This is a genomic window from Dawidia soli, from assembly GCF_018598185.1.
Lineage (GTDB): Bacteria > Bacteroidota > Bacteroidia > Cytophagales > Cyclobacteriaceae > Ohtaekwangia > Ohtaekwangia soli.
The window spans coordinates 200537-222833 of sequence record NZ_JAHESC010000004.1 but is presented as its reverse complement, the minus strand read 5'-3'; the positions used below and the strand labels follow the sequence as shown (position 1 = coordinate 222833).

General features: G+C 50.4%; 9 protein-coding genes. 8 read left to right on the top strand and 1 reads right to left on the bottom strand.

What is annotated here, in order from left to right; genetic code table 11:
• Nucleotides 1-186: 186 nt before the first annotated feature.
• From KK078_RS04540 to KK078_RS04505, 8 genes are all read left to right on the top strand, one after another.
• Nucleotides 187-3168 carry a SusC/RagA family TonB-linked outer membrane protein gene (locus tag KK078_RS04540; RefSeq protein ID WP_254089063.1) on the top strand — a complete coding sequence of 994 codons (2982 nt, stop codon included), beginning with the start codon at nt 187-189 and terminating at the stop codon, nt 3166-3168.
• Nucleotides 3169-3180: 12 nt separating this feature from the next.
• Complete coding sequence (locus tag KK078_RS04535; RefSeq protein WP_254089062.1) at nt 3181-4695, top strand: RagB/SusD family nutrient uptake outer membrane protein; 1515 nt, start codon at nt 3181-3183, stop codon at nt 4693-4695.
• Nucleotides 4696-4744: 49 nt separating this feature from the next.
• Nucleotides 4745-5986 carry a LamG-like jellyroll fold domain-containing protein gene (locus KK078_RS04530; RefSeq protein ID WP_254089061.1) on the top strand — a complete coding sequence of 414 codons (1242 nt, stop codon included), beginning with the start codon at nt 4745-4747 and terminating at the stop codon, nt 5984-5986.
• Between the two features lie 90 nt (nt 5987-6076).
• Entirely contained in the window at nt 6077-8086 is a 2010-nt protein-coding gene (locus tag KK078_RS04525; RefSeq protein WP_254089060.1) for a glucoamylase family protein, read from the top strand.
• Nucleotides 8087-8183: 97 nt separating this feature from the next.
• Complete coding sequence (locus tag KK078_RS04520; RefSeq protein ID WP_254089059.1) at nt 8184-10403, top strand: glycoside hydrolase family 3 N-terminal domain-containing protein; 2220 nt, start codon at nt 8184-8186, stop codon at nt 10401-10403.
• A gap of 295 nt (nt 10404-10698) precedes the next feature.
• Nucleotides 10699-14292 (top strand): hypothetical protein, encoded by a 3594-nt coding sequence (locus KK078_RS04515; protein ID WP_254089058.1) that lies wholly within the window; start codon nt 10699-10701, stop codon nt 14290-14292.
• Between the two features lie 8 nt (nt 14293-14300).
• Nucleotides 14301-20267 (top strand): DUF6443 domain-containing protein, encoded by a 5967-nt coding sequence (locus KK078_RS04510; RefSeq protein ID WP_254089057.1) that lies wholly within the window; start codon nt 14301-14303, stop codon nt 20265-20267.
• Nucleotides 20245-20790 (top strand): hypothetical protein, encoded by a 546-nt coding sequence (locus KK078_RS04505; RefSeq protein ID WP_254089056.1) that lies wholly within the window; start codon nt 20245-20247, stop codon nt 20788-20790. The genes KK078_RS04510 and KK078_RS04505 overlap by 23 nt, the downstream gene beginning before the upstream one ends.
• Nucleotides 20791-20899: 109 nt before the next feature.
• Here KK078_RS04505 and KK078_RS04500 read toward each other — a convergent pair whose 3' ends face one another.
• On the bottom strand, nt 20900-22294 hold the full coding sequence (locus KK078_RS04500; protein WP_254089055.1) for a tagaturonate reductase: 1395 nt from the start codon (nt 22292-22294) through the stop codon (nt 20900-20902).
• Nucleotides 22295-22297: the final 3 nt, after the last annotated feature.

Genomic DNA, 22297 nt, shown 5'->3' with positions numbered 1-22297 from the left:
GCTCAAGGTTCCTGAAATCGTTTGAAACGATGTTTTTCTTCTGGAAAAAAGCCCCATGTTAAACCGATTGTGGAAACGTTGTTTTGATCTCATTTCCACGAAATAATTCCTGGTTTCTCTTGCCAAATGCAAACTTCACTACCGCGAACAGCCCCCTAGACCAACATCTGTTTTGCGAAATGAAGTATGCAAAGAATCCTTACGCTGTTGATTATCTGTGTGTTAGCAGTGCCGGCCTGGGCGCAGCCCCGGACCATTACCGGCCAGGTGACGGATGCGTCTGACGGCAGCCCGCTGCCCGGAGTCAATGTTCTTGTTCAGGGAACGAGCCGTGGCACCGCCACCGATGTGGAGGGGCGCTACTCGTTGGACGTCGGGCCGGAAGAAACGACGCTTACGTTCACCTTCGTGGGGTACAAGACCCAGTCGGTTGTGGTGGGCACTCAGACGGTCGTGGACGCGGCGCTCGAAGTCGATTTTACAACGCTGAGCGATGTAGTTGTGATCGGTTACGGGGTGGTGAAGAAGTCGGACCTGACGGGTGCCGTGTCGTCGGTACGCGGGGCGGACCTGACCAAAGTGCCGGCTGTGTCGCCCATGCAAGCGTTGCAAGGCAAGGTAGCCGGCGTGCAGGTGTCCAGCTCGACCGGTGCGCCGGGTGCAGCGCCCGTCGTCCGCATCCGCGGGCAGGGGACGTTTAACGACTCGTCGCCCATCTATGTGGTGGACGGCGTTATCGTTCAGGATATCGACTTTCTCAACGCCGGCGACATCGAGTCGATGGAAGTGTTGAAAGACGCGTCGTCCACGGCCATCTACGGTGCCCGGGGTGCCAACGGCGTAATCCTGATCACTACCAAGCGTGGCGTACAAGGGCAGGAATATCCCACGATCAGCCTATCGGCCGAATACAGTGTACAGCAGTTCCAGAATAAGATCGACATGCTCAACGGCCGCGACTTTGCCACGTATGTCAACCAGTTTGAGCCGGGTTCCTATAACAACGTCGATGCTGTGCCGAATACCGACTGGCAGGACGAGGTTTTTAAAACCGCACCGATCCAGAACTATCAATTTTCCGCGGCCGGTGCGTCGCCGAAGATCCAATACTATATCGGCCTCGGCTATTTTAAGCAGGACGGTATTGTCGGGAAGTCCAGTTACGAACGCATCACACTGAAGCTCAACAACACTTTTCACCTGAGCAAGAACATTCGCTTTGGCAATAACTTTACGCTTACTCCCTACAAGCAGCAGACCACCGGCGGCAACGCCGTTTTTGCCACGTACCGGGCCTTGCCGGTGGTGACCCCGCGCGATGCCAACGGGAATTTCAACGCTGTGCCCAACGTCGGCAACCCCCTGGCGGATATAGAGTATACCAACAACAGCGACCGCGGCATTCGCGGTGTGGGCAACTTGTTCGGCGAGGTGAATTTCCTCGACAATGCCTTCACGTTTCGCACCAGCCTGGGGGTAGATGCCAAGTATTTTAAGAACCGCGCGTTCACCCCGGTATTCTTTGTGTCGCCGCAGCAACAACGTTCGCAAAACCTGCTGATAAAGAAATTCGAAGATCAGGCCACCGTGCTGTGGGAGAACACGCTGAACTTCTCGAAGAACTTCAGCGACCACCATGTGGATGCGTTGGTAGGCTTTACGATGCAGAATACGACGTCGGAATTTTTGCGCCTGCAGTCGCAGAATATCCTGCGCGACGATGAGGACTTCTGGTATTTCAATCAGGGCAGCCCCATCACGATCATCGACAGCGAAAAAGATGTCAATGGCGCGGACCCGAAGTACAACTACTCCATGATCTCGTACCTGGCCCGTGCGAACTATACCTATAAAGGCAGATACCTGTTTACGGCTACGTTCCGCCGTGACGGATCGTCCAAGTTCACGGAAGTCAATCGCTATGCCGATTTCCCCTCGGTAGCTGTGGGCTGGAATATTATCGAAGAACCTTTTCTGCAGGATGTCACGTTCCTGGACAACTTAAAGGTGCGTGCCAGCTGGGGTAAGACGGGCAACGAAAAGATCGAATACCTCAAGATATACTCGCTGGTAGACAACGGTGTCAACGCGGTGTTCGGCCAGGGCGATCGGCTTTTCTCCGGTGCTACTTACGGCATTACGGGTAACCCCGAGTTGAAATGGGAAACGACTACGCAGACAGATGCCGGCATCGAAGCGGGCTTCTTAAACAACCGGTTGAAAGTCGAGCTCGATTATTACCGGCGTGTAACGTCCGACATTCTGATCCCGCTGGAAGTACCGGGTTATCTCGGTAACGGCTCGGGCGCACAGATCACGTTCAACGCCGGCGAGATCCGGAACCGGGGCGTTGAGTTCAACCTGAATTGGGAGAGTAAGCTTGGCAACGGCCTGGGCTACCGGGTAGGTGCCGTCGGTACGACCATTCACAACGAAGTCTTGAAGATACAGGGCGGCGGCAGCGTGTCCGGGGAGCTGCTTGGTCCCAACTCGATTACCCGCAGTGTGGTAGGAGAGCCCATCGGCAGCTTTTATGGTTACCAGGTGGATGGTCTGTTCCAGAACCAGGGCGAGCTCAATGCTTACCCGCACATGGATAACGTCGGGGTGGGTGACGTACGCTTTGTCAATATCACCAACGATAATGAGCTGGACGACAACGACCGGACATCCCTCGGGTCGCCGATCCCGACGCTGCTCTACGGCATCAGCCTGGGCCTGGACTTCAAAGGCTTCGATCTTGCGATCGACTTTCAGGGTGAGTCGGGGGCTTCGATCATGAACTATAAAGAAACGGTCCGTCCCGACCTCTATAATTTTGAGTCCCACGTAATGGATTACTGGCGTGGCGAAGGTACGAGCAACAGCGAGCCTCGTCCCTCGGAAGGCGGCGTGAATTTCCTGCCGTCATCGCGTTTTGTGCAAAGCGCCGACTTTTTCCGGCTGCGCAACGTCACGTTGGGTTATACCGTGCCCAGGTCCGTAACAGACCGGCTGGCTGTAAAGACGGCGCGGGTATATATACGCGGCACCAATGTCTTCACGGCAAAAAGTTTTACGGGCTTCTCGCCCGAGATCGCCAACGAAAATCCGCTCGATAACAAAGTCGATCGCGGTACGTACCCCGTCGTGAGCATCTATTCCTGTGGTTTGAACCTGACATTTTAAGAAGCGATAGGTATGAAAAATATACTACTAGTCTTGTGCTACCAGGTAATGATCATTGTGCTGGTAGCCATTCCGTTCAGCTGCAGCGATTTCCTGGACAAGCCGCCGCAAGGCAAGCTGGTGTCGTCCAACTTTCCGACGAGCGCCTCGGATGCCGAGCAGGCTGTCAATGCTATTTACGGCACACTGCGTGTGCCCGAGTATAATTTTGGATTATACCCCATACTCGACATTATGTCCGACGATGCTCACAAGGGCAGCAACCTGACCGACCAGCGCGCGATCGTCGGCCCGTATGACAACTTTACGCACATCGGTACCGAGACCTCCATCAAGAACTGGTACTCCACCTTGTACCAGGGTGTCAAGCGCGCCAACGTTGTGATCGAGAATGTGCCTACTATTGTCATGGACGAAGGCTTGCGTACGCGCTACGTGGCCGAAGCGCGGTTGCTGCGCGGCTTCTTTTACTTAGACCTGGTGCGTGCCTGGGGCGACGTTCCCAAGATCACAACAGTGGTCGCGCCGATCGGGCTGCCCCGATCGCCGGCATCGGAGATCTATGCGCTGATCGAAGAAGACTTTACGTTTGCCCGCGACAACCTGTGGGAACGGAATGACGACCGCTGGTCGGCCAATGACCTGGGGCGCGTGACGGTCGGCACAGCCAATGCGTTGCTGGCGCGCTATTATTTGTGGCGCGGTAATTTTCCGCAGGCAGAGGTTGCGGCCATGGCGGTGATCAACTCCCATCAATATGAGCTGGCGGCTTCGTTCGGTCTGGCACACAGTGAAGCGGGCGAGCAGGGTGTCGAGTCCGTCTTTGAAGTCGGCGCCATCCGGCAGGAGGGCCTGCCCGTGGGTGGCAACCAGTATGGCAACGTACAGGGCGTACGCGGTATTCCCAATCGGGGCTGGGGCTTTAACCGTCCTTCGTTCGACCTGATCAACGCGTTTGAGCCCGGCGACCCGCGTTTGGATTCGACCATACTCGACGTCGGCGAGTGGCAGGATGGTATCAAGATCGTCGGCGATACCGACACCCCCGACAGCTACACCAACAACCTGGTATATCCCGGGTTTCCCAACGGCATTCAGGAGAAGGAGTGTTATAATCAAAAGGTATGGACACCCGGCACGCGGGTGCCCGATCAGTTCGGGCACAATCGGCGCCTGGTTCGTTATGCCGACGTACTGCTGATGGCGGCGGAGGCATTGAATAAAAACGGCAAGCCGGAAGATGCGCTCGACTACCTCAACGAAGTACGTGCGCGCGCCCGCGGAGAAAACCCGGGTATACTCCCGGATATCACGGAAACCAACGCCGACGCGCTGAACGAGATCATTCTGCATGAGCGCCGCGTCGAGCTGGCATTGGAAGGCCTGCGTTTCTGGGATCTGATCCGGACCAACAAAGCAGCGACCGTGCTGGCACCCTATGGCTACCGGGCAGACAAACACAATTTACTGGCGATACCCCAGACCGAAGCAGACCTGAACGGTTGGCTGAACAACCCTAACTGGTAAACGATATACAACTATCCTAAAATAGAGAATAACCAAAAACGAATGAACTATGAAACACACGATTAAGTATTTTGCAATGCTAGCCTGCCTGGCCGGTTTGGCGGTGTTCTACAGCTGTAGTGATGACGATGATGATGCGCCCACGACGTTTACCATCGCATCGCTCATGGCGGACTCCAAAGATCTGAACGGAGCAACGTCGGCTACCGAAGTGCCGGTGGATGCAGACCTGACCGCAACGTTTAACACTGACGTCGACGCCAGCACGGCAACGTCATCGAACATCATGCTGAAACGCACATTTGACAATGCTACTGTCGACCTGGATATTGACGTATCCGATAAAACCATCACGATCACGCCAGTGGACGGTATGAGCGGTGGTGTGCAGTATATCCTCAGCGTAGGTGCAGGACTGAAGTCCACCAGCGGTGTAGCGTTTACGGCGGCAGAGCGTAGCTTCACAACAGCGGGTACGTTTGCCCCGGAGGGAGCGTTGGCGCACTGGATGTTTGAGAACAACGGTGACGATGTGATCGGCAATCACGACGCTGCAGCTACCGATATTATAGACGTTACCTACACGGCCGGTCGTAATGCCAATGCAGGAATGGCGGCCACCTTCAATGGAACGACGTCCATCATGGAAATCACCAACGGTACGGATTTTACCAATACCAAGGATTTTGCGCTCTCGCTATGGGTAAAACCCGACTCTTCCGCGCACCATGGAGGCAATTTTGTAGTTGGCCTTGGTGGTTTGAATGGCTTCCAGTTTGAGCTTAATAAGAACGACGGTAAGTTGGCTGCTCAGTACGAGTTGGCTGACGGCAGCACGGCCAGCGAAGATACGTGGATCGATGGTCGCGGCATATATGGCGAAGGTCAGTGGCCGGGCTATACCTATTCGAAAGATTATACCAGTCAGGGTGGATTCGCCGCTGTAGTACAGCAAAAGTGGACGCATTTTGTGTTCATGTACAACGGTACGACAAAGGTAGGTTCTGCCTATATCAACGGCGAACTTGCCAAATCCTTTGACTTTAACAAGTGGCCGGCAGGTGAGGCCAAGCTGGGTGTTAAAGGCATGAAGTTTAAAGTACAAGAAGGAGTAGGCCAAAACCTTGCCTTTGGCTTTCTGGCAGATCGTTCATCCACCGCCTTTGATTACGCGGTTTATAGCAATCCGAACCACAATCACTTTAAAGGGCAGCTAGACGATGTACGCATCTATCACAAGGTGTTGACAGACAAAGAAATCGAAGTCATGTATAACTCGGAGAAACCGTAGGTTATAGTTCAATACGTTTAGTTTGGTTTGGTAAAGGCCTTCCGGTATTGCCGGAGGCCTTTCCCTTCTTTCCTTTTAAATAAAAGCATCATGACTTGTTTTCAACGCAATGCCTGGCTATGTGCGATATTTTTGATCATGGGGTGGTCGCTGTCATCGTGTGGCGATGACGACGACAATGACCCCGACGAGCCCGGCGTGCTGCAGCTGACAGCTGCGCAGGTAGGCAACGTGGTGCTGAACCTAGCTAACGCTTCCAGCAATACAGCGCTGCCGATCGATGAACCCCTGCTGGCAACCTTTGCCGCGGCGCTGGACAGGTCTACCGTGGAGGGCGCCGTTAGGTTGAAGATCAAGACTTCCGACGAAACGGTACCGGTAACCTATGCCTATTCCAATGGTGATAAAACGGTAACGCTAACGCCAGCAGCAGACCTGGTAAACAGTACCACCTATCAGCTTGTCATGACCGATGGGCTGCAAAGCGTAGCAGGCGATGTATATCCCGGGCATACGGTGGAGTTTACCACGGTTGCCTCAACCATTACCATTACTTCCTTGAAGATCGGAGGTACGGAAGTACTTTCAGTTCCCCGGGTGACCAACGTGCCGCTCACGGCAGCCACGATCGAAGTAGCCTTCTCCCAGCCGGTAGATGTCGCTACTGTCGTATCGCAAAATATTTTTATTGCCACGCCGTCAGCCGCAGTGCCGACAAGCTTGTCGGTGTCGGAGGACAAGCGAAAGGTGACGATCACGCTCCCAGGCATCCTGGGCGACCTGCAGCGTTACGCCCTGACCCTCAATACCAACGTGAAAGGTGTAGGAGGCGAGGTATTGCAGAACTTTACAAAATCTTTTTATACCGCCCCGAGCGAAACGCCCGATCATCCCGTGATCGCTGACGATGCGCTGCTCACATTGGTGCAGCGACAAACGTTTAAATACTTCTGGGATTTTGCCCATCCTGCCAGCGGCCTGGCGCGGGAGCGCAACACCTCGGGCGATGTCGTGACAAGTGGCGGGTCAGGCTTTGGCATCATGGCCCTGATTGTTGGCATCGAACGAGACTTTATTACGCGCGCCGAGGGCGTGGCACGCATGAACAAGATCGTAACCTTCCTGGAAGACGCCGATCGGTTTCATGGCGCCTGGTCGCATTGGATCGATGGCAGTACCGGGGCCGTGGTCCCGTTCAGTCAGAAAGACGATGGTGGCGACCTGGTAGAGACGTCGTTCCTCGTACAAGGTCTCCTTACTTTCCGACAATATTTACAACCATCTGATACTACCGGCAACGACCTCATTAACCGGATCACTACCTTATGGCAAGGCGTTGAATGGGATTGGTATCGCAAGAACAACGAGCAGGTGTTATACTGGCACTGGTCGCCGGATTATGATTGGCAAATGAACTTTGCCATGTACGGCTACTTCGAACAGCAGATCACGTATTTTCTGGCGGCAGCATCGCCGACGCATGGTATTCCGAAATCCGTTTATACCAACGGCTATGGACGTAACGGTCAGATCCACACCGGCAACACATACTATGGCTATATGCTTCCCTTGGGAACACCCAGTCCGTTGTTCTGGGTGCATTATTCCTATCTCGGCCTCGATCCACATTTCTCAGACGACTACGCCGATTACTGGCAACAGAACGTAAACGCTTCGAAGATCAACCACGCCTATTGTGTGGCCAACCCGAACGGCTACGTAGGATATAGCGATGAATGCTGGGGTCTTACCTCGAGTGATGACAGCCAGCGCGGATACGATGCGCACTCGCCCTCCAACGACAACGGTACCATCAGCCCCACGGCGGCATTGTCGTCATTTCCCTATACGCCGGAAGAATCGATGAAGGCGTTGAAGTTCTTCTATTACTCCGTCGGCGATCGGCTGTGGGGTGAATACGGCTTCTACGATGCTTTTAACCTGACGCAGGGATGGACGGCCGACTCGTTTCTGGCCATAGACCAGGGGCCGATCATCGTCATGATTGAAAATTACCGCACCGGACTGCTGTGGAATCTATTTATGTCGGCACCCGAAGTGCAGAACGGCTTTGCAACATTAGACTTTAGTAAAGAATAAATGATACTTCCGGTTGGAGCCCCGCCTTGCGCAACGTCTTCCTGATTATAGGGAAGACTTGCGAAGGTGTACGGGCACTCCGTTAACTTTTATAGCTATGAACAAACTCAGTTCACTAACGCTGGCTGCGGTGCTGTTGTGCACAGCCTGTCAAACCTCAGAAAAAAAGTCGACAGGCACCGCGACACGCGTCGACTCTGTGCTCGCGCTCATGACGCTGGAAGAAAAGATCGGCCAGCTTACCCTCTTTACGAGCGACATCGACGTAACGGGACCGACGATGCGCGAAAACTATAAGGAAGATATTAAAGCCGGTCGGGTAGGGGCGATTTTCAATGCGTACGGCGCCGCTTATACGCGCAAGCTGCAGGAGATCGCCGTGAAGGAAACGCGCCTGCACATACCGTTACTGTTTGGGTACGACGTTGTGCACGGTCACCGCACCATCTTTCCCATGCCGCTGGGCGAAGCGGCCAGCTGGGATCTTGCGGCCATTGAAAAATCGGCACGCGTAGCGGCCGACGAAGCCTCGGCAAACGGCCTGCACTGGACGTTCGCGCCCATGTGCGACATCGCGCGCGACCCACGCTGGGGCCGGATCACGGAGGGAGCCGGAGAAGATACGTACCTGGGGGCGAAGATCGCCGCGGCCCGCGTCAAGGGAATACAAGGTGATGGCCTCGGGAGCCTCAACAGTGTCATGGCGTGCGTCAAACACTTTGCCGCCTATGGCGCCGCACAGGCCGGCCGTGATTATCACACCACCGATATGTCTGACCGTGTGCTGCGGGAAACGTACCTGCCGCCCTACAAAGCAGCCCTCGATGCCGGAGCCGCTACCGTTATGACCTCCTTCAACGAAATAGACGGTGTGCCCGCCACCGGCAGTAAATACCTGATGACCGACATCCTTCGCAAGGAATGGAACTTTACCGGCTTTGTTGTAACCGACTATACCTCGATCATGGAAATGATCCCGCACGGTATTGCGGAAGACACCGCCTCGGCGGCGGCCCTGGCGTTGGAAGCCGGCGTGGATATGGACATGCAGGCCGGTTTCTACAACGACGCCCTGGCGCAGCTGGTAAAGGCTGGCAAACTGAAAGAAAGCCTGATCGACGAGGCCGTGCGTCGCATCCTTCGTAAGAAGTTTGAGCTGGGGTTGTTCGACGATCCTTATCGCTACAGCAGCGAACAACGCGAAAAAGAAACGCTCATGAGTGCTGCTAATCTGGAAGCTGCACGCGATGTGGCCCGTAAGTCGATGGTATTGTTGAAGAACGATAAGCAGCTGCTGCCCCTGAAGAAAGATGTAAAGAAGCTGGCGGTCATTGGCCCGTTGGCAGATGCGCGCAAGGAAATGATCGGTTCCTGGTGTGCCGCCGGCGATTGGCACAAGGCCTCGACGCTGCTGGAAGGCGTGAAGCAAGCCGTGTCGCCCGGCACACAGGTACTCTATGCAAAAGGATGTGCCATTGACAATGACAGTACACAATCCATCGCGCAAGCCGTGCGCACAGCGCAGCAAGCCGATGTTGTGATCCTGGCAGTGGGGGAAGGCGCCTGGATGACAGGAGAGGCTGCCAGCCGTGCATCGCTTAATTTGCCTGGTGTGCAACAACAGCTTGTGGAGGCGATCTATAAAACCGGTAAGCCGGTGGTGGCCGTGTTGCTGAACGGCCGGCCGTTGACCATACCTTGGATGGACACACATCTACCGGCTATCGTGGAAGCATGGTTCCCGGGCACTGTCGGCGGCCAGGCGATTGCCGATGTGTTGTTTGGTGATTATAACCCCTCGGCTAAGCTGCCGGTTACATTCCCCCGTTCGGTAGGCCAGATCCCGTTGTTTTACGGTATGAAAAATACCGGGCGCCCCATGGACCCCAACAACAAGTATACTTCCAAGTATCTCGACGAACGCAACGACCCGCTCTATCCCTTTGGGTACGGGCTGAGCTATACAACATTCGCGTATGGCCCGGTGCAGGTCGATAAACAGGAGATGACACAGCAAGACGAGCTTACGGTTACGTGCACGGTGACCAACACTGGCGCGCGTGCGGGAAAAGAAACGGTGCAGCTGTATTTGCACGACGTGACCGGCAGCGTGACCCGGCCGGTGCGGGAGCTAAAAGGTTTTCAGCAAATTGAACTGGCGCCGGGCGCATCTCAAACGGTAACGTTCAAGCTTACCGCGCACGACCTGTCGTTTTACCGGCGCGATATGTCGTTCGGTACAGAGCCCGGTAAGTTTGAAGTATTTGTAGGAACCAATGTGCGTGACGTGCAGGGAGCAACCTTTGCGCTGCGCTGATCAGCCACTCCGTTCCCCTAAATGCAGCCGCCAGTTCGTTCAATTTGCTTCCGGTTGACCCAATATGGGAAATGTTCTCTTTGCAAAAGTTGTTTCTTGTGAAAGAAAATGCCTATGTATGTCTTTGGGTTAGCTTGCTCTACTCGTTTTTCTTTTTGTACACGCACGGTGTCTATGTCGATCGGAGACAATTAATATTTTATCTTTGACCCCAAAGCGGACTCTCTCAATGCACGTTGTTTACGGTGATTGGAGTGGATCTGGCTTCACTATCTAACCACCAAATCAAGAGACCATGAAGATGCTATCTTCTGCCCTGACCGTTATTGTATTGCTTCCTCTTTCGTGTTACGCACAACTTCGAAACTACAGCCCGATACCGCAATCGCCGCAAGCCGCGGCACTGATAAGGTATGGTGATATTCCGGTAGGAAAGTACACCGGCACTGCCAATATCAATATTCCTGTTTATACGATCAAAGCAAAGGATTTTGAATTACCTATTGCAATCTCCTATCATTCATCGGGCATAAAAGTAGCCGACGAATCCGGCCCTTTGGGCCTGGGATGGTCCATCAATATGGGAGGCAGTATTTCGCATATTGTAAATGACCGAAATGATTTGCCAGATCCGCAGTTCATCGACTACGGATACATTGATACTCCTACTCCGGCGCATGGATCTGTTCCTGACTATTCATATTATTCGTGTGTTGAAGGCAATGGATTTTTTCCCTTTATTAATGTATATCATACCGTTACTGGTGATGGGAATGCTGTGGAATCCGAACTGGGCTACTACAACGCTCAGGGTCAGTGCGACCCTTCCATACACCCTTTTTTTACGGATCCATTTGAACCGGATTTTGCGCGTTTAGTGGACACCGAACCGGACTATTTTTATTACTCTTTTGGATCGTATTCCGGAAAATTTTTTTACGATAAATCTTCACAGTCCTTCCAGCCGCTTGATAGAAGTAAGGTAAAAATTCAGTATGTGGCCTCAACTTCCTCAACTTCATCCGCGGGCTCAGGGTGGGTTATTACAACCGAGAATGGTGAAGTATACAATTTTTTTAAAGCGGAAGAGCACAGTGGTTTCTCATCACCCATTAGCGCTTCGGGTGGCGGAAGCTCGAAGTCACCGGATTTCAACAACTACCATTTGACCTCCATCGTGCTTCCGAACAATCAAACAATCTCATTCGATTATGCTACGGGCACCCGGGTATGCAACCTGGCGAGCTATAGCGAATCTGTTGACGGATATACGAACAACAGCTTGAACGAGGGACAAGCGGCGGCGCTTCAATACACAGAGTCATTATCACAGCAGAGCTACATACCTGTGTTCTTGAGTCAGATCACCTTCCCAGGAGGAAAATTACTTACAACCTGGCAAGGTCGGCAGGACATCATGAACGAAAAGCGCCTGTCGCGGATTGAGATACGGAACACCAATGAAGAGGTTGTTCGCGTAGTTGACTTCGATAACAATGTATACTTTTCCGGTGTTGAGAGCACGCGCCCTAATTTCAGTTACGCCAGTGGAACCGCTTTTACGTGCGATTGTACGACGGCAGGACTGACCGAAGCAGATGTTCAGATGAAGAGACTCAAGCTCAGATCATTGACAATATCCGATCAGGAAAGACCCTATCAGTTTTTCTATGATGAAACGGTCAATCTTCCAGCAAAGATGGCGTTTGGCGTAGACTATTGGGGATACTATAACGGAAACCCGAATGCTGCCACTTTTATGCCCGACCTGAATCGTCTTTATATTGAAACACCGGTTGACGCCATGGGAGTTTACGAGCAATATAAAATCTACGGCATTGAAGACCGAAGGGCGAACATCAATTTTTCCAAGGCGTGGCTGCTGAACAAGATCATCTATCCTACGGGGGGAAGTACTGAATTTGAGTATGAATCGAATACCTTCAGCAATTTGCAGCTTTTGTCAAGCACAGACAATACACTTCAATACGCTTATGCAAATGTGACCTACTATGGAACACCGTCCAGTGTTTCTACATCGGGAACGTCGATCACACCCTTTACGCTTCAGCAAAGTCAGACCGTTGCGGTAAATACTAAAATGGACCTTAAATTATACGATAACCAGGCACCCTCAATAAACTATAAGGCTCAGATCGTAAATTCCAGCGGTACCGTGGTTTTTGAAAGGAGGTTCCGGGAGTGGGGTGACCCGATTCCACCCGAAGGTCAGGAGCCATGTACAGAAGTCGGCGAAGCTAAAACAATATCTCTACCCGCCGGAAATTATACCGCCAAAGTTTTCAGCGAGGGCAATGTTAAAACCTGTGTACACACGGGGGCCGGAAGCTCTGCTACTGTGTCCATTACGGTGGAATATAAGGGTGTTCCTGCGGGAAATTTTGAATCGAAAGGAGGGGGCATGCGCGTGAAAAAGATAAAGGACATGGACGGAAATAATATTGCCAAAACCAAAGTACTTACCTACGCTGGAGGCGAGCTCATGGATTTCCCGAATTTCTATCGTACCTATAAAGGATTCGACTGGGGGCGTGATGAAGATATTCAAAATGTTGTGTTCCGCTACGAAAAAATAAAGATCTCCTTCGCGGGTACCGCCGTTGCCGGCGTAGCCACGGGCCCGCAGGGAAATTATGTTGGGTATTCAAAAGTTACGGAATCGCTTATCCAGGGAACTGCCAATACGGGATCAATCGTAACACGCTTCTGGAATTCATCGTTGGATTGCAATAACGGCAGCCTCGCTCCCTGCAACAATCGTGTAGAAAATGGGTTGGAGCTTATGAATGAAATGCTAAACGCCACCGGACAAAGGGTGAAGGTCGATTCCACGACGTTTGAGTTTGTAGACCAGATATTCTCCTATGGAATTATGGGTGAAAAAGTATCGACAGGCGTGACCGGCACGCTGACGAATCATGGTGTCACAAATGTGGCATCCTATCTTCTTCACACGTATCCGATCTACAGCTCAAAGCCGCGGCCCATTACCACTAAGACTACCCACTACAACGGTTCGCAGAAGCTGATTGAACAAGTGGACTATACCTATAATGCATACCACGCCATTGCCAAAGAAACCAGATATGGTAGTGACGGTACACGAAAAGAATCTACGTACAAATATCCCACTGATTTTGCCTCGACAGAACCCTTTGCTACGATGGTTGCTAAAAACCAGCTGAAAGCAACGGTGAAGATAGATGAGAACACTCTGTCTGGCAGTGCTTCCACTCCGGCAAAATCGGAACTATGGAACTATGAATTAAAGAACGGATTTGGCGTCGCGACACTTTATCAGAATAGCCTTGATGGAACGACGAATTACAAAAATGTGACCTCGATACTATCGACTGATGGTAATCACAATCCCGTGGAGGTAGTGAGCGCTGATGGATCGATAACTACTTATATGTATCAATCGATACTGAATTTACCTGCTATTGTCGCTGTTAATGCCAAGAAGAACCAGATTTTTTACGAAGGATACAATTCTTCTGGTGCAAATGATGGCAAAACGGGCGGTTACTACCACGGCACAGATCCAGCCGTTGTGCCGTTTACAAAGCCTGATACGAAAGTATACTATATCGATTATTGGTATCGATCGAATGGCCTATGGCAGTATCAACGCGATATTTTTCAGAATAACTATAGTATTCCGCATACTGTGGTCGATGAGATTCGGGTTTATCCCGCTGACTGCAACATCCGATCTTTCTTTCATATTCCCCTGGTGGGACTCAGCTCGATCCAGGATCACAATGGAAAATTTACGTTCTATAAATACGACAATCGTAGCCGGTTGTCCTACATTACCGATCATGAGGGTAATATCATGAAGTCATATGAGTATCATTATAAATAATAGCAGTCATGAGTATATTTAAATTTTGTCGGTGTGCTGGTGTTTTAAATAAAAAAAATGCCTTCATGACTAAATGTTGCTTTTTAAGAGTAAGGACATTGGTAATGGTACTCGTTTTTTTTCTTACCTGGGCTTCTGCTACGGCACAGATTACCGTGACATCGCCTGCAGGGGGAGAGAGCATTGTCGTCGGAGCATCGTTTACCGTCAGGTACTCCTCGTCAGTGTCGATTAGCTACGTAGTCGCTGAGATATACAAGGGAGCCCAAAAAATCACCACGCTAACCAGTATATATCCAAACACAAATTACTCCGTTAGTACTGCCGGGTACAGCCCGGGGACTGATTATCGAGTTAAAGTATTCGACTACGCTTCACCTTCGGTTGTGGCTTGGAGTAACTATTTTTCAGTTGTTGCATTGGCACCGCCCACTGCCTACTCTGCAATCAACGTCTATTCGAATTCGTTCACGGCAAAATGGAGTGCCGTGGCTGGCGCTACCGGATATGTGATCGATGTCTCGACAGTTAGTAACTTTTCATCGTTTGTCTATATTTACAATAACCTGTCAACATCGACGCTTACAGGCAGTGCCACCAGCGCTGCAATTACCAATTCGATCTATCCAGCCACTTATTATTACTACCGTCTTCGCGCTATTAATTCCTCCGGTCAGTCTACAAACTCGAATATTATCACGGTACTGACGCTGCCACTTGCCCCCGTCCTGAATGCTGCTTCATCCGTTTCGTCAAATTCATTTGTTATAAATTGGGCGCCCGTATCGGGCGTTGTGTCAGGGTACCGTGTAGATGTTTCGACAAATTCAGATTTTTCGAGCTTTGTCGCGGGTTATAACAATATTTCCACAAGTGGCACAAGTCTTTCCCTTTCGGGGCTTTCGCCGAACACAATCTATTACTATCGTGTTCGGGCCGAGAATGGAAGCGGAAACTCGGCAAATTCGGCAATAGGATCTAAGTCGACGACTCTTGTGGCGCCAGTCGCCAATGCTGCCACCAGTGTGACTGAGTCTTCGTTTATGGCTAACTGGAGCCTTGTTTCGGGGGCTTCCGATTACGTGATTGATATTTCTACTTTGAGTGATTTTTCTTCCTTTCATTATTATTACAATAACCTGTCTACAACTGCTCTAACCGGGGGTGGGGCGATTGTTGCGATTTACGGCTCCATCGCCTCTGCGACTTATTACTATTATCGTTTCCGGGCGGTCAACGGCGCTGGACAATCAGCAAACTCGAATATTGTGACGGTGCTCACGCTACCACAAGCACCTGTAGCTTTGCCGGTTACCAATGTTACTACTACATCGTTTACAGCAAACTGGTCACCAGTTTCGGGCGTTGTAACCGGATACGAGGTTGATGTTTCTTCGAGCAGCACATTTTCAACCCTGATACCGGGCTTCAGCGACCTACCGGCAACGGGAACCAGTCTTACCATTACCGGACTGCCCGGAAACACAATTTATTACTACCGGGTGCGCGCCAGAAACGGTAGCGGATCCTCTGCAAATTCGGTCGGCAGACCGGCGCTTTGTTCGACCCAATGGCTCATCACTCCTAATGGCGGTGAGGTCTATCAGCCAGGGGCTGCAATTCCTATCATATACAACACGGCGCTCTATAGTGTTTATGGCATCGCAGTAGAGTTGTACATGGGGAATCAAAAAGTGTTTCCCACAGGTAGTACTCCGTATTTTGGATCAATCCAGAGCATTATTCCAGATCCGTTGCCTTTCGGTGACAACTACCGAATTCATATCTACGACATCGATAACCCGGGCGTGGAAGATTGGAGCGATGAACCATTTGAGATTGGCAACGGTATCAATTACGTACGGACCGAAACGGTACTGGTTCGCGATATCAAAACAAAGACAGCTATAACTGCCCTTGAGGTTGGTCAAAAATATACAAATACGGATTATTTCGACGGACTGGGACGTTTGGTACAGAAGGTAGCCTGGAAAGCATCTCCCTCACACAAGGATATAGTTCAACCGGTGGCCTATGACGGCTTTGGCCGAGAGCAATTTAAATACGAACCGTTTACCATGGGGAGTAATGGCTGGTATAAAGATGTTGCCGGGATCATTAATGCCTCTGGCAACTATATAGGTGATGCACAGGCATTTTATGCGCCAGGATCGGACAACGACGTTGTCGACAATACTAATCCCTTTTCAGAAGCCCGCCTCGAAGCCAGCCCATTAAACCGCGTTATTAAACAGGGCGCTCCAGGCGTTCCATGGCAACCCAATAATACCGACTCGTATTCATCTACCGACCATACTATAAAGTATTCACACGAGTTCAACGCTGCAGGCGAAGTTCTAGAGTGGCGTTATACGCCACCCACATCGGCTAATCCGCTGGGACTTGTGAATGCAACATCCACCGCCACGCCTACTCAACCCAATTATTTTGGGGTGGCGCAACTTTGGAAAGACAAGATAAAAGACGAGAATGGTTTTGAAAGTATTGTGTATTCAAACAAGGATAGACAGGTCGTACTTCGCCGTAAACAGCTTATTGCGGGTGCGACAGTCATTAATGACACAAATTATGCCAGCACCTATTACATATATGACGCTTTCGATAATCTTGTAGCGGTGATCCAGCCCGAGGGTGTTGCGCGCCTGGCAACGGAGTATTATCAGTCGGGTGCTACAGATGCTACGAAAGAATCGTTTCTGCAGAAGTGGGCGTTCCGTTATAGCTACGATGCTCGTAGACGAATGACAAAGAAGCAGGTACCGGGAGCACTTCCCGCTTATTTGGTATATGATAATCGCGATCGGGTTGTGTTAACGCAAGATGGTAACCTTCGCTTGGACGGAGTCACCAACCTCAACAAGTGGCTATTTTCAAAATATGATGCCTTTAACCGTGTAGTGCTTACCGGTATTTATACGGCGGATCTAACGCTGGACCAGGCCGGCATGCAGGGACGCGTGGACGCCTTTTACAATAATCTTACGGCAAATCAGGCGGATTGGTTTGAAACCTACATCGGCAATGGCAGTGGTAATGTGCTGGGCTATAACAACAAGTCCTTTCCAAGAGTAACCGACACCGCTCCCTATCTTACTGCGAACTACTATGATTCCTATGATAGCTTTAATGCACCAGCGGAATACAGTTATGCTACACAAGGACTCCCAGGACAGGAGGCTGCGAATGCCCTCGTAAACGGACAACAGGTTGCAAATCTGGTCAAAAACCTCACGTCGCAAAGCTGGCTGCGTACAGTCAGCTATTATGACAGCAAATATCGATTAATCCAAACGGTGAGTGATCATATAAAGGGTACGGTTCGTTCGGGAACGGTCTACGATTTTGTTGGCAATGTTTTATACTCGAAGCGCGATTATGCTGTCAATGCTGCTACGGTAAGCGTAAAGGAAACGTTTACTTATGATCACTCGGGCAGACTGCTGACACACAAGCATTCGTATGACAATGCCAATGATGTTACTATTGTTAAAAATCGATACAACGAGTTAGGTCAGCTGGTTGATAAACAATTGCATAGCACCAACGATACTGACTTTAAGCAGTCGATAGACTATGCTTACAATAGTAGAGGTTGGCTTACCCGGATCAATGGAAGCGACATTACCACGCAGCAGCCTGGCGATGCGACACTGGATTACTTTGGAATGGATCTGAATTATGACGATGTGGCAAGCGGTTTTTCGTCTACAGCGTCATTTAACGGAAACATTTCATCGATCCGTTGGATGAAGGGAGTTGGAACGGGAAATACGAGGGAAGCTTATAGCTTCTCGTATGATCCGATGAGCAGGTTCACAAATGCCGATCATTTTGACTTTAGCAACGACCTGTGGATTTCTAATAACAATGCTTTTGGGGAGGCCATAACGGAGTATGACCGAAACGGGAATATTAAAAAGCTGAAGCGTAAAAGCTTCGGCGGTGTTCTAATAGATGACCTTGTATATGGATATGTAGGTAATCTGCTATCGTACGTGAACGACACACAGGACCCATTGAAGGGATTTATCAACGGAAACACCGGAACGGATGATTACAGTTATGACCTGAATGGTAATCTGGACAAGGATAAGAACAAAGGTCTGTTGACAAAAGGGAGCATCCGTTACAACCACCTGAATTTGCCCTCACAAGTCCTAAAAGGGACAGATCAGATCAGCTATGTGTATGATGCAACAGGAGCAAAGCTATCGCAGGTTGTCAGCGGCGCAACGAGCAAGACCACAGATTATATTGGCGAGCTCATTTATGAAAATAATTCTCTTCTGTTTGTAAATCATACCGAAGGTCGTGTGATTCCTGCCGGTTCAGAGTATCAATATTACCTCAAAGACCACCTAGGCAACGTACAGCTAACATTCACCACTAAGCCACAGAGTACAACCACCTACAGTACAAATTTTGAAACCCCCACTAGCCCTGATTTCCAAAACTACACCACTAACACGTTCGACCTGGTTGATCACACGGACGCTGGTACTACCTATACAAAAACACAACTGCTGAATGGAGGCCAATATGGTCGGGTGGGCCTCGGTAAGTCGTTTTCTGTGATGCCGGGCGATCAGATTTCTGCCAGCGCATCCGCGAAGTATATGAATCTCAGTACGTCATCCAACACAAATTCTCTAATCATTTCACTAGCGAGCGCTTTTGGTGTTTCACCTTCCTCGACAGGTGAGCAATTGAAGTTATACAACGGGCTTAACAGCTATGCTGGCATAGTACCGGGAGGCGATCACAATGCCGACGATGAAGACGCTCCCAAAGCATTCATTACGATCGTTTTTTTTGATAGGAACTATAATTTCGTTGACGCCGCATGGGATCAAGTATCCACTGTGGGTGAGCAAACCAGCCCTACGGTAAAGCAACCTCACGATCTCGTCACCGTAACGGCGCGTGCGCCGGTGGGTGGCTTTGCCTACATATTTTTGAGTAATGAACATCCGACGTTCGTTAATGTATACTTTGATGACGCATCGGTTAGTTATACACCTTCAGAGATTATCAGTGCCGACGACTATTATCCGTTTGGATCGACTTTTAACTCATACAATAGAGAGAATTCAATTAGACAGAATTATAAATTTAATGGCATTGAGGAACAGAATGACCTTAATCTTGAAGTTTATTCGGCTTTTTATAGAATGTATGACCCCGTAGTTGGCAGATGGTGGCAGGTTGACCCTAAACCATCTTTCCAGGAAAGTCCATATTTAGGAATGGATGGAAATCCAATACTTCGCCCCGATCCATTGGGCGATAAAGTAAGATATGAGAGAGGCGACGGTGTCACCCGAGAGCAGCATCGAGAGTTTAAAAGGGAAATTAGGCAAATGCGAAAGAACTCCGACTCATTTGGTAAGATGCATAAGGATTTGCGCAAGGACAGGGCTACTTTTGTCTATAAGTCGGAGTCTAATAACGTCAGTACGAGTGGGGCATATGGAAACACGGAGCAAAAAGATGGGAAAACTTATATGAGAGTTAATGTTAATTCGGACGCGGAAGGAAGTCAGTCAGCGACGCAAATATCAGGAATTGCTCATGAGACTGGTCATGGATGGAGGCAACAGCAAGGATTAGAATTGCCTGAACCGACTATAACAGGAGCTGATAGAGCCAGCATGAATAGTTATATAGACGCTTTTGCTCAGACTCATGAAACAAACGAAAGAGGTGCATCCCATATTGAGAATATCGTCAAATCGGAATTAATGAGATCAGGCAATGCGGCATACGGCGGAATTTCTTTAAGAAGCGAATACTCTCCCGGCTTTAAGTCCGTTATGAAATTTGATGTCAATGGACAGATGCAAAAAACATTAAGGGTAACTACTTATGATGTTCTTGAGCTGCCTCGTGATGCAAACTACTATAATCAGAAAATTGATATTCATCAAGAACATGGAGTTCACCCAATTGAATAGACTCGCCTTAGCGGCAGTTTTAACCTTTTCTGCAAGTGCATTCGCCGTTGGGCAATGTAAGGCTACAAAGGTGGATTACGATCTTGTTGATATATCAGAATTGGCTGCTTTTCAAAAGCAAAAGACAGAGGTGGAAACGTCTGATAGTTACATTGATATTTTTTATCTAATAATGGGGGCAAAGCCCATCGGATACCGATTAGCTGTGGGTGAAGATGGCTTCTACAAGTTAACAAGGACAACAAAAGAAAATGCTAGTGAAGAAATAAGTTCAGGAGTTTTTAAAGTGGCAGATATCGAGAAGCAAAAAAGCATCAATATTCTTGGAACCACATATTTTTTAGGCAAATGCAAAGGTATCACAAGTTCAGAGAGTGCGGAGTTCTTTTTAGTTAAAAAAATAGGAACCGTGAGGATCTACTCTTTAGATGGAGAATTGCAGCGATTACTTAAAGAGGATGACACGAATGGAATGGCCTATTGGTTTGAGTTGATGAATTATTTGATTAAGAAAAAATCATAAGATTATCCTAGTTGTGCCTCCATGAATTTCGGATCAACTTATCGAGTCCGATTTTAAGTGTAGCCAATGTACTCTATGCCTAGGAGACCACCGGGCTGCCGGTGGTCTCCTAGGCATGGATATAATGCGTCACGCGCGCCAGCAATTCGGGCACCAGGGTCAGGTCCTGATCCCAGAAGGCTTTGTTCGCCAGCGTTTCGCGCACGGCGTAGTCTGCATCGCTGGTCTTCCACACACGTGCGAAGAACTCCAGGATCTCCGGCGTGTCGTTGACCGGTAATGTTTCGCCCTGGTAGGTGCCTTTGTAGAACAGGATGAGGGCTGCCAGCGCGTGCAAAAGCTTCTCGGGTAGTGCACCCGTGCGTTTGTGATACTCCAGCACCGACGGTAACACCCGTACTCTATATTTGGAGATCGAGTTCAATGCTATGCTGCTCAGCTCGTGGCGAATGAACGGGTTTTGAAAACGCTCCAGTACATCGGCGGCAAATTGCTCCAGCTCGCTGGCGGGCAGGTCGAGTGTGGGGATGATCTCTTCGTAGATCGCTTCACGCAGAAACGTGCCGCTATAACGGTCTTCTACGGCCTCGCGCACGGTGCGCAAGCCGCGGAGGTATGCTACCGGCACCAGGGCTGTATGCGCACCGTTAAGGATGCGCACCTTGCGGGTGCGGTAAGGCGTCAGGTCTTGTACGAACTTTACCTGCAAGCCGGCCTGATCTGCGGGGAAAGCCTGTTGTACGGATGTCGGGGCCTCGATCACCCAGAGGTGAAAGGGTTCGGCGGTGACCACCAGGTTGTCGGTATAACCAACGGCTTGTTGAATTTCGTGGATGGTATCTTTCGGGAAGCCCGGCACGATACGGTCCACGAGACTGTTGCAGAACGTATTGGCTGTTTGGATCCATTGTTTGAAAGCGGCCGGCAACTTCCAGTGGTCTGCATACTGCAACACCGTCTCGCGCAGCTTGTCTCCGTTCTTTTCGATCAGCTCGCACGGGATCAGGATCAGGCCCTTTTCAGCATCGTCGTGAAACGTCTGGAAGCGATGGTATAACAACTGCGTCACCTTACCCGGGAAGCTCTCGGCGAGTGTATCAGGGTCCGCGTCGGGGGCATGGAAGGCAATACCGGCCTCCGTGGTGTTTGAAACTATGAACCGCAGGTCGGGGTTGCGTGCGCTTTCCAGAAAGCGTTGATAATCATCATACGGGTTAAATGCATCCGCCACACAGGTGATAAGCCGCGTTTCTGAAACGGTGCGGCCTTGCTGTAAGCCGTTTAGCACGACATGATATAAGCCACCCTGCTCGCTGAGCTGTGCGGCCATGCCCCGGCCAATGGGTTGTATAACGTTGACGGCGCCATAGAAGTCCGTCTTTTCATTCATGATGTCGATGATCCAGTCGACAAAGGCGCGGAGAAAATTACCTTCGCCGAACTGAAGTACTTTTACCGGGAGCGTCTGTGGCCGGTCGGCCGTGTGGCGATTGAGCTGAGGCATGAA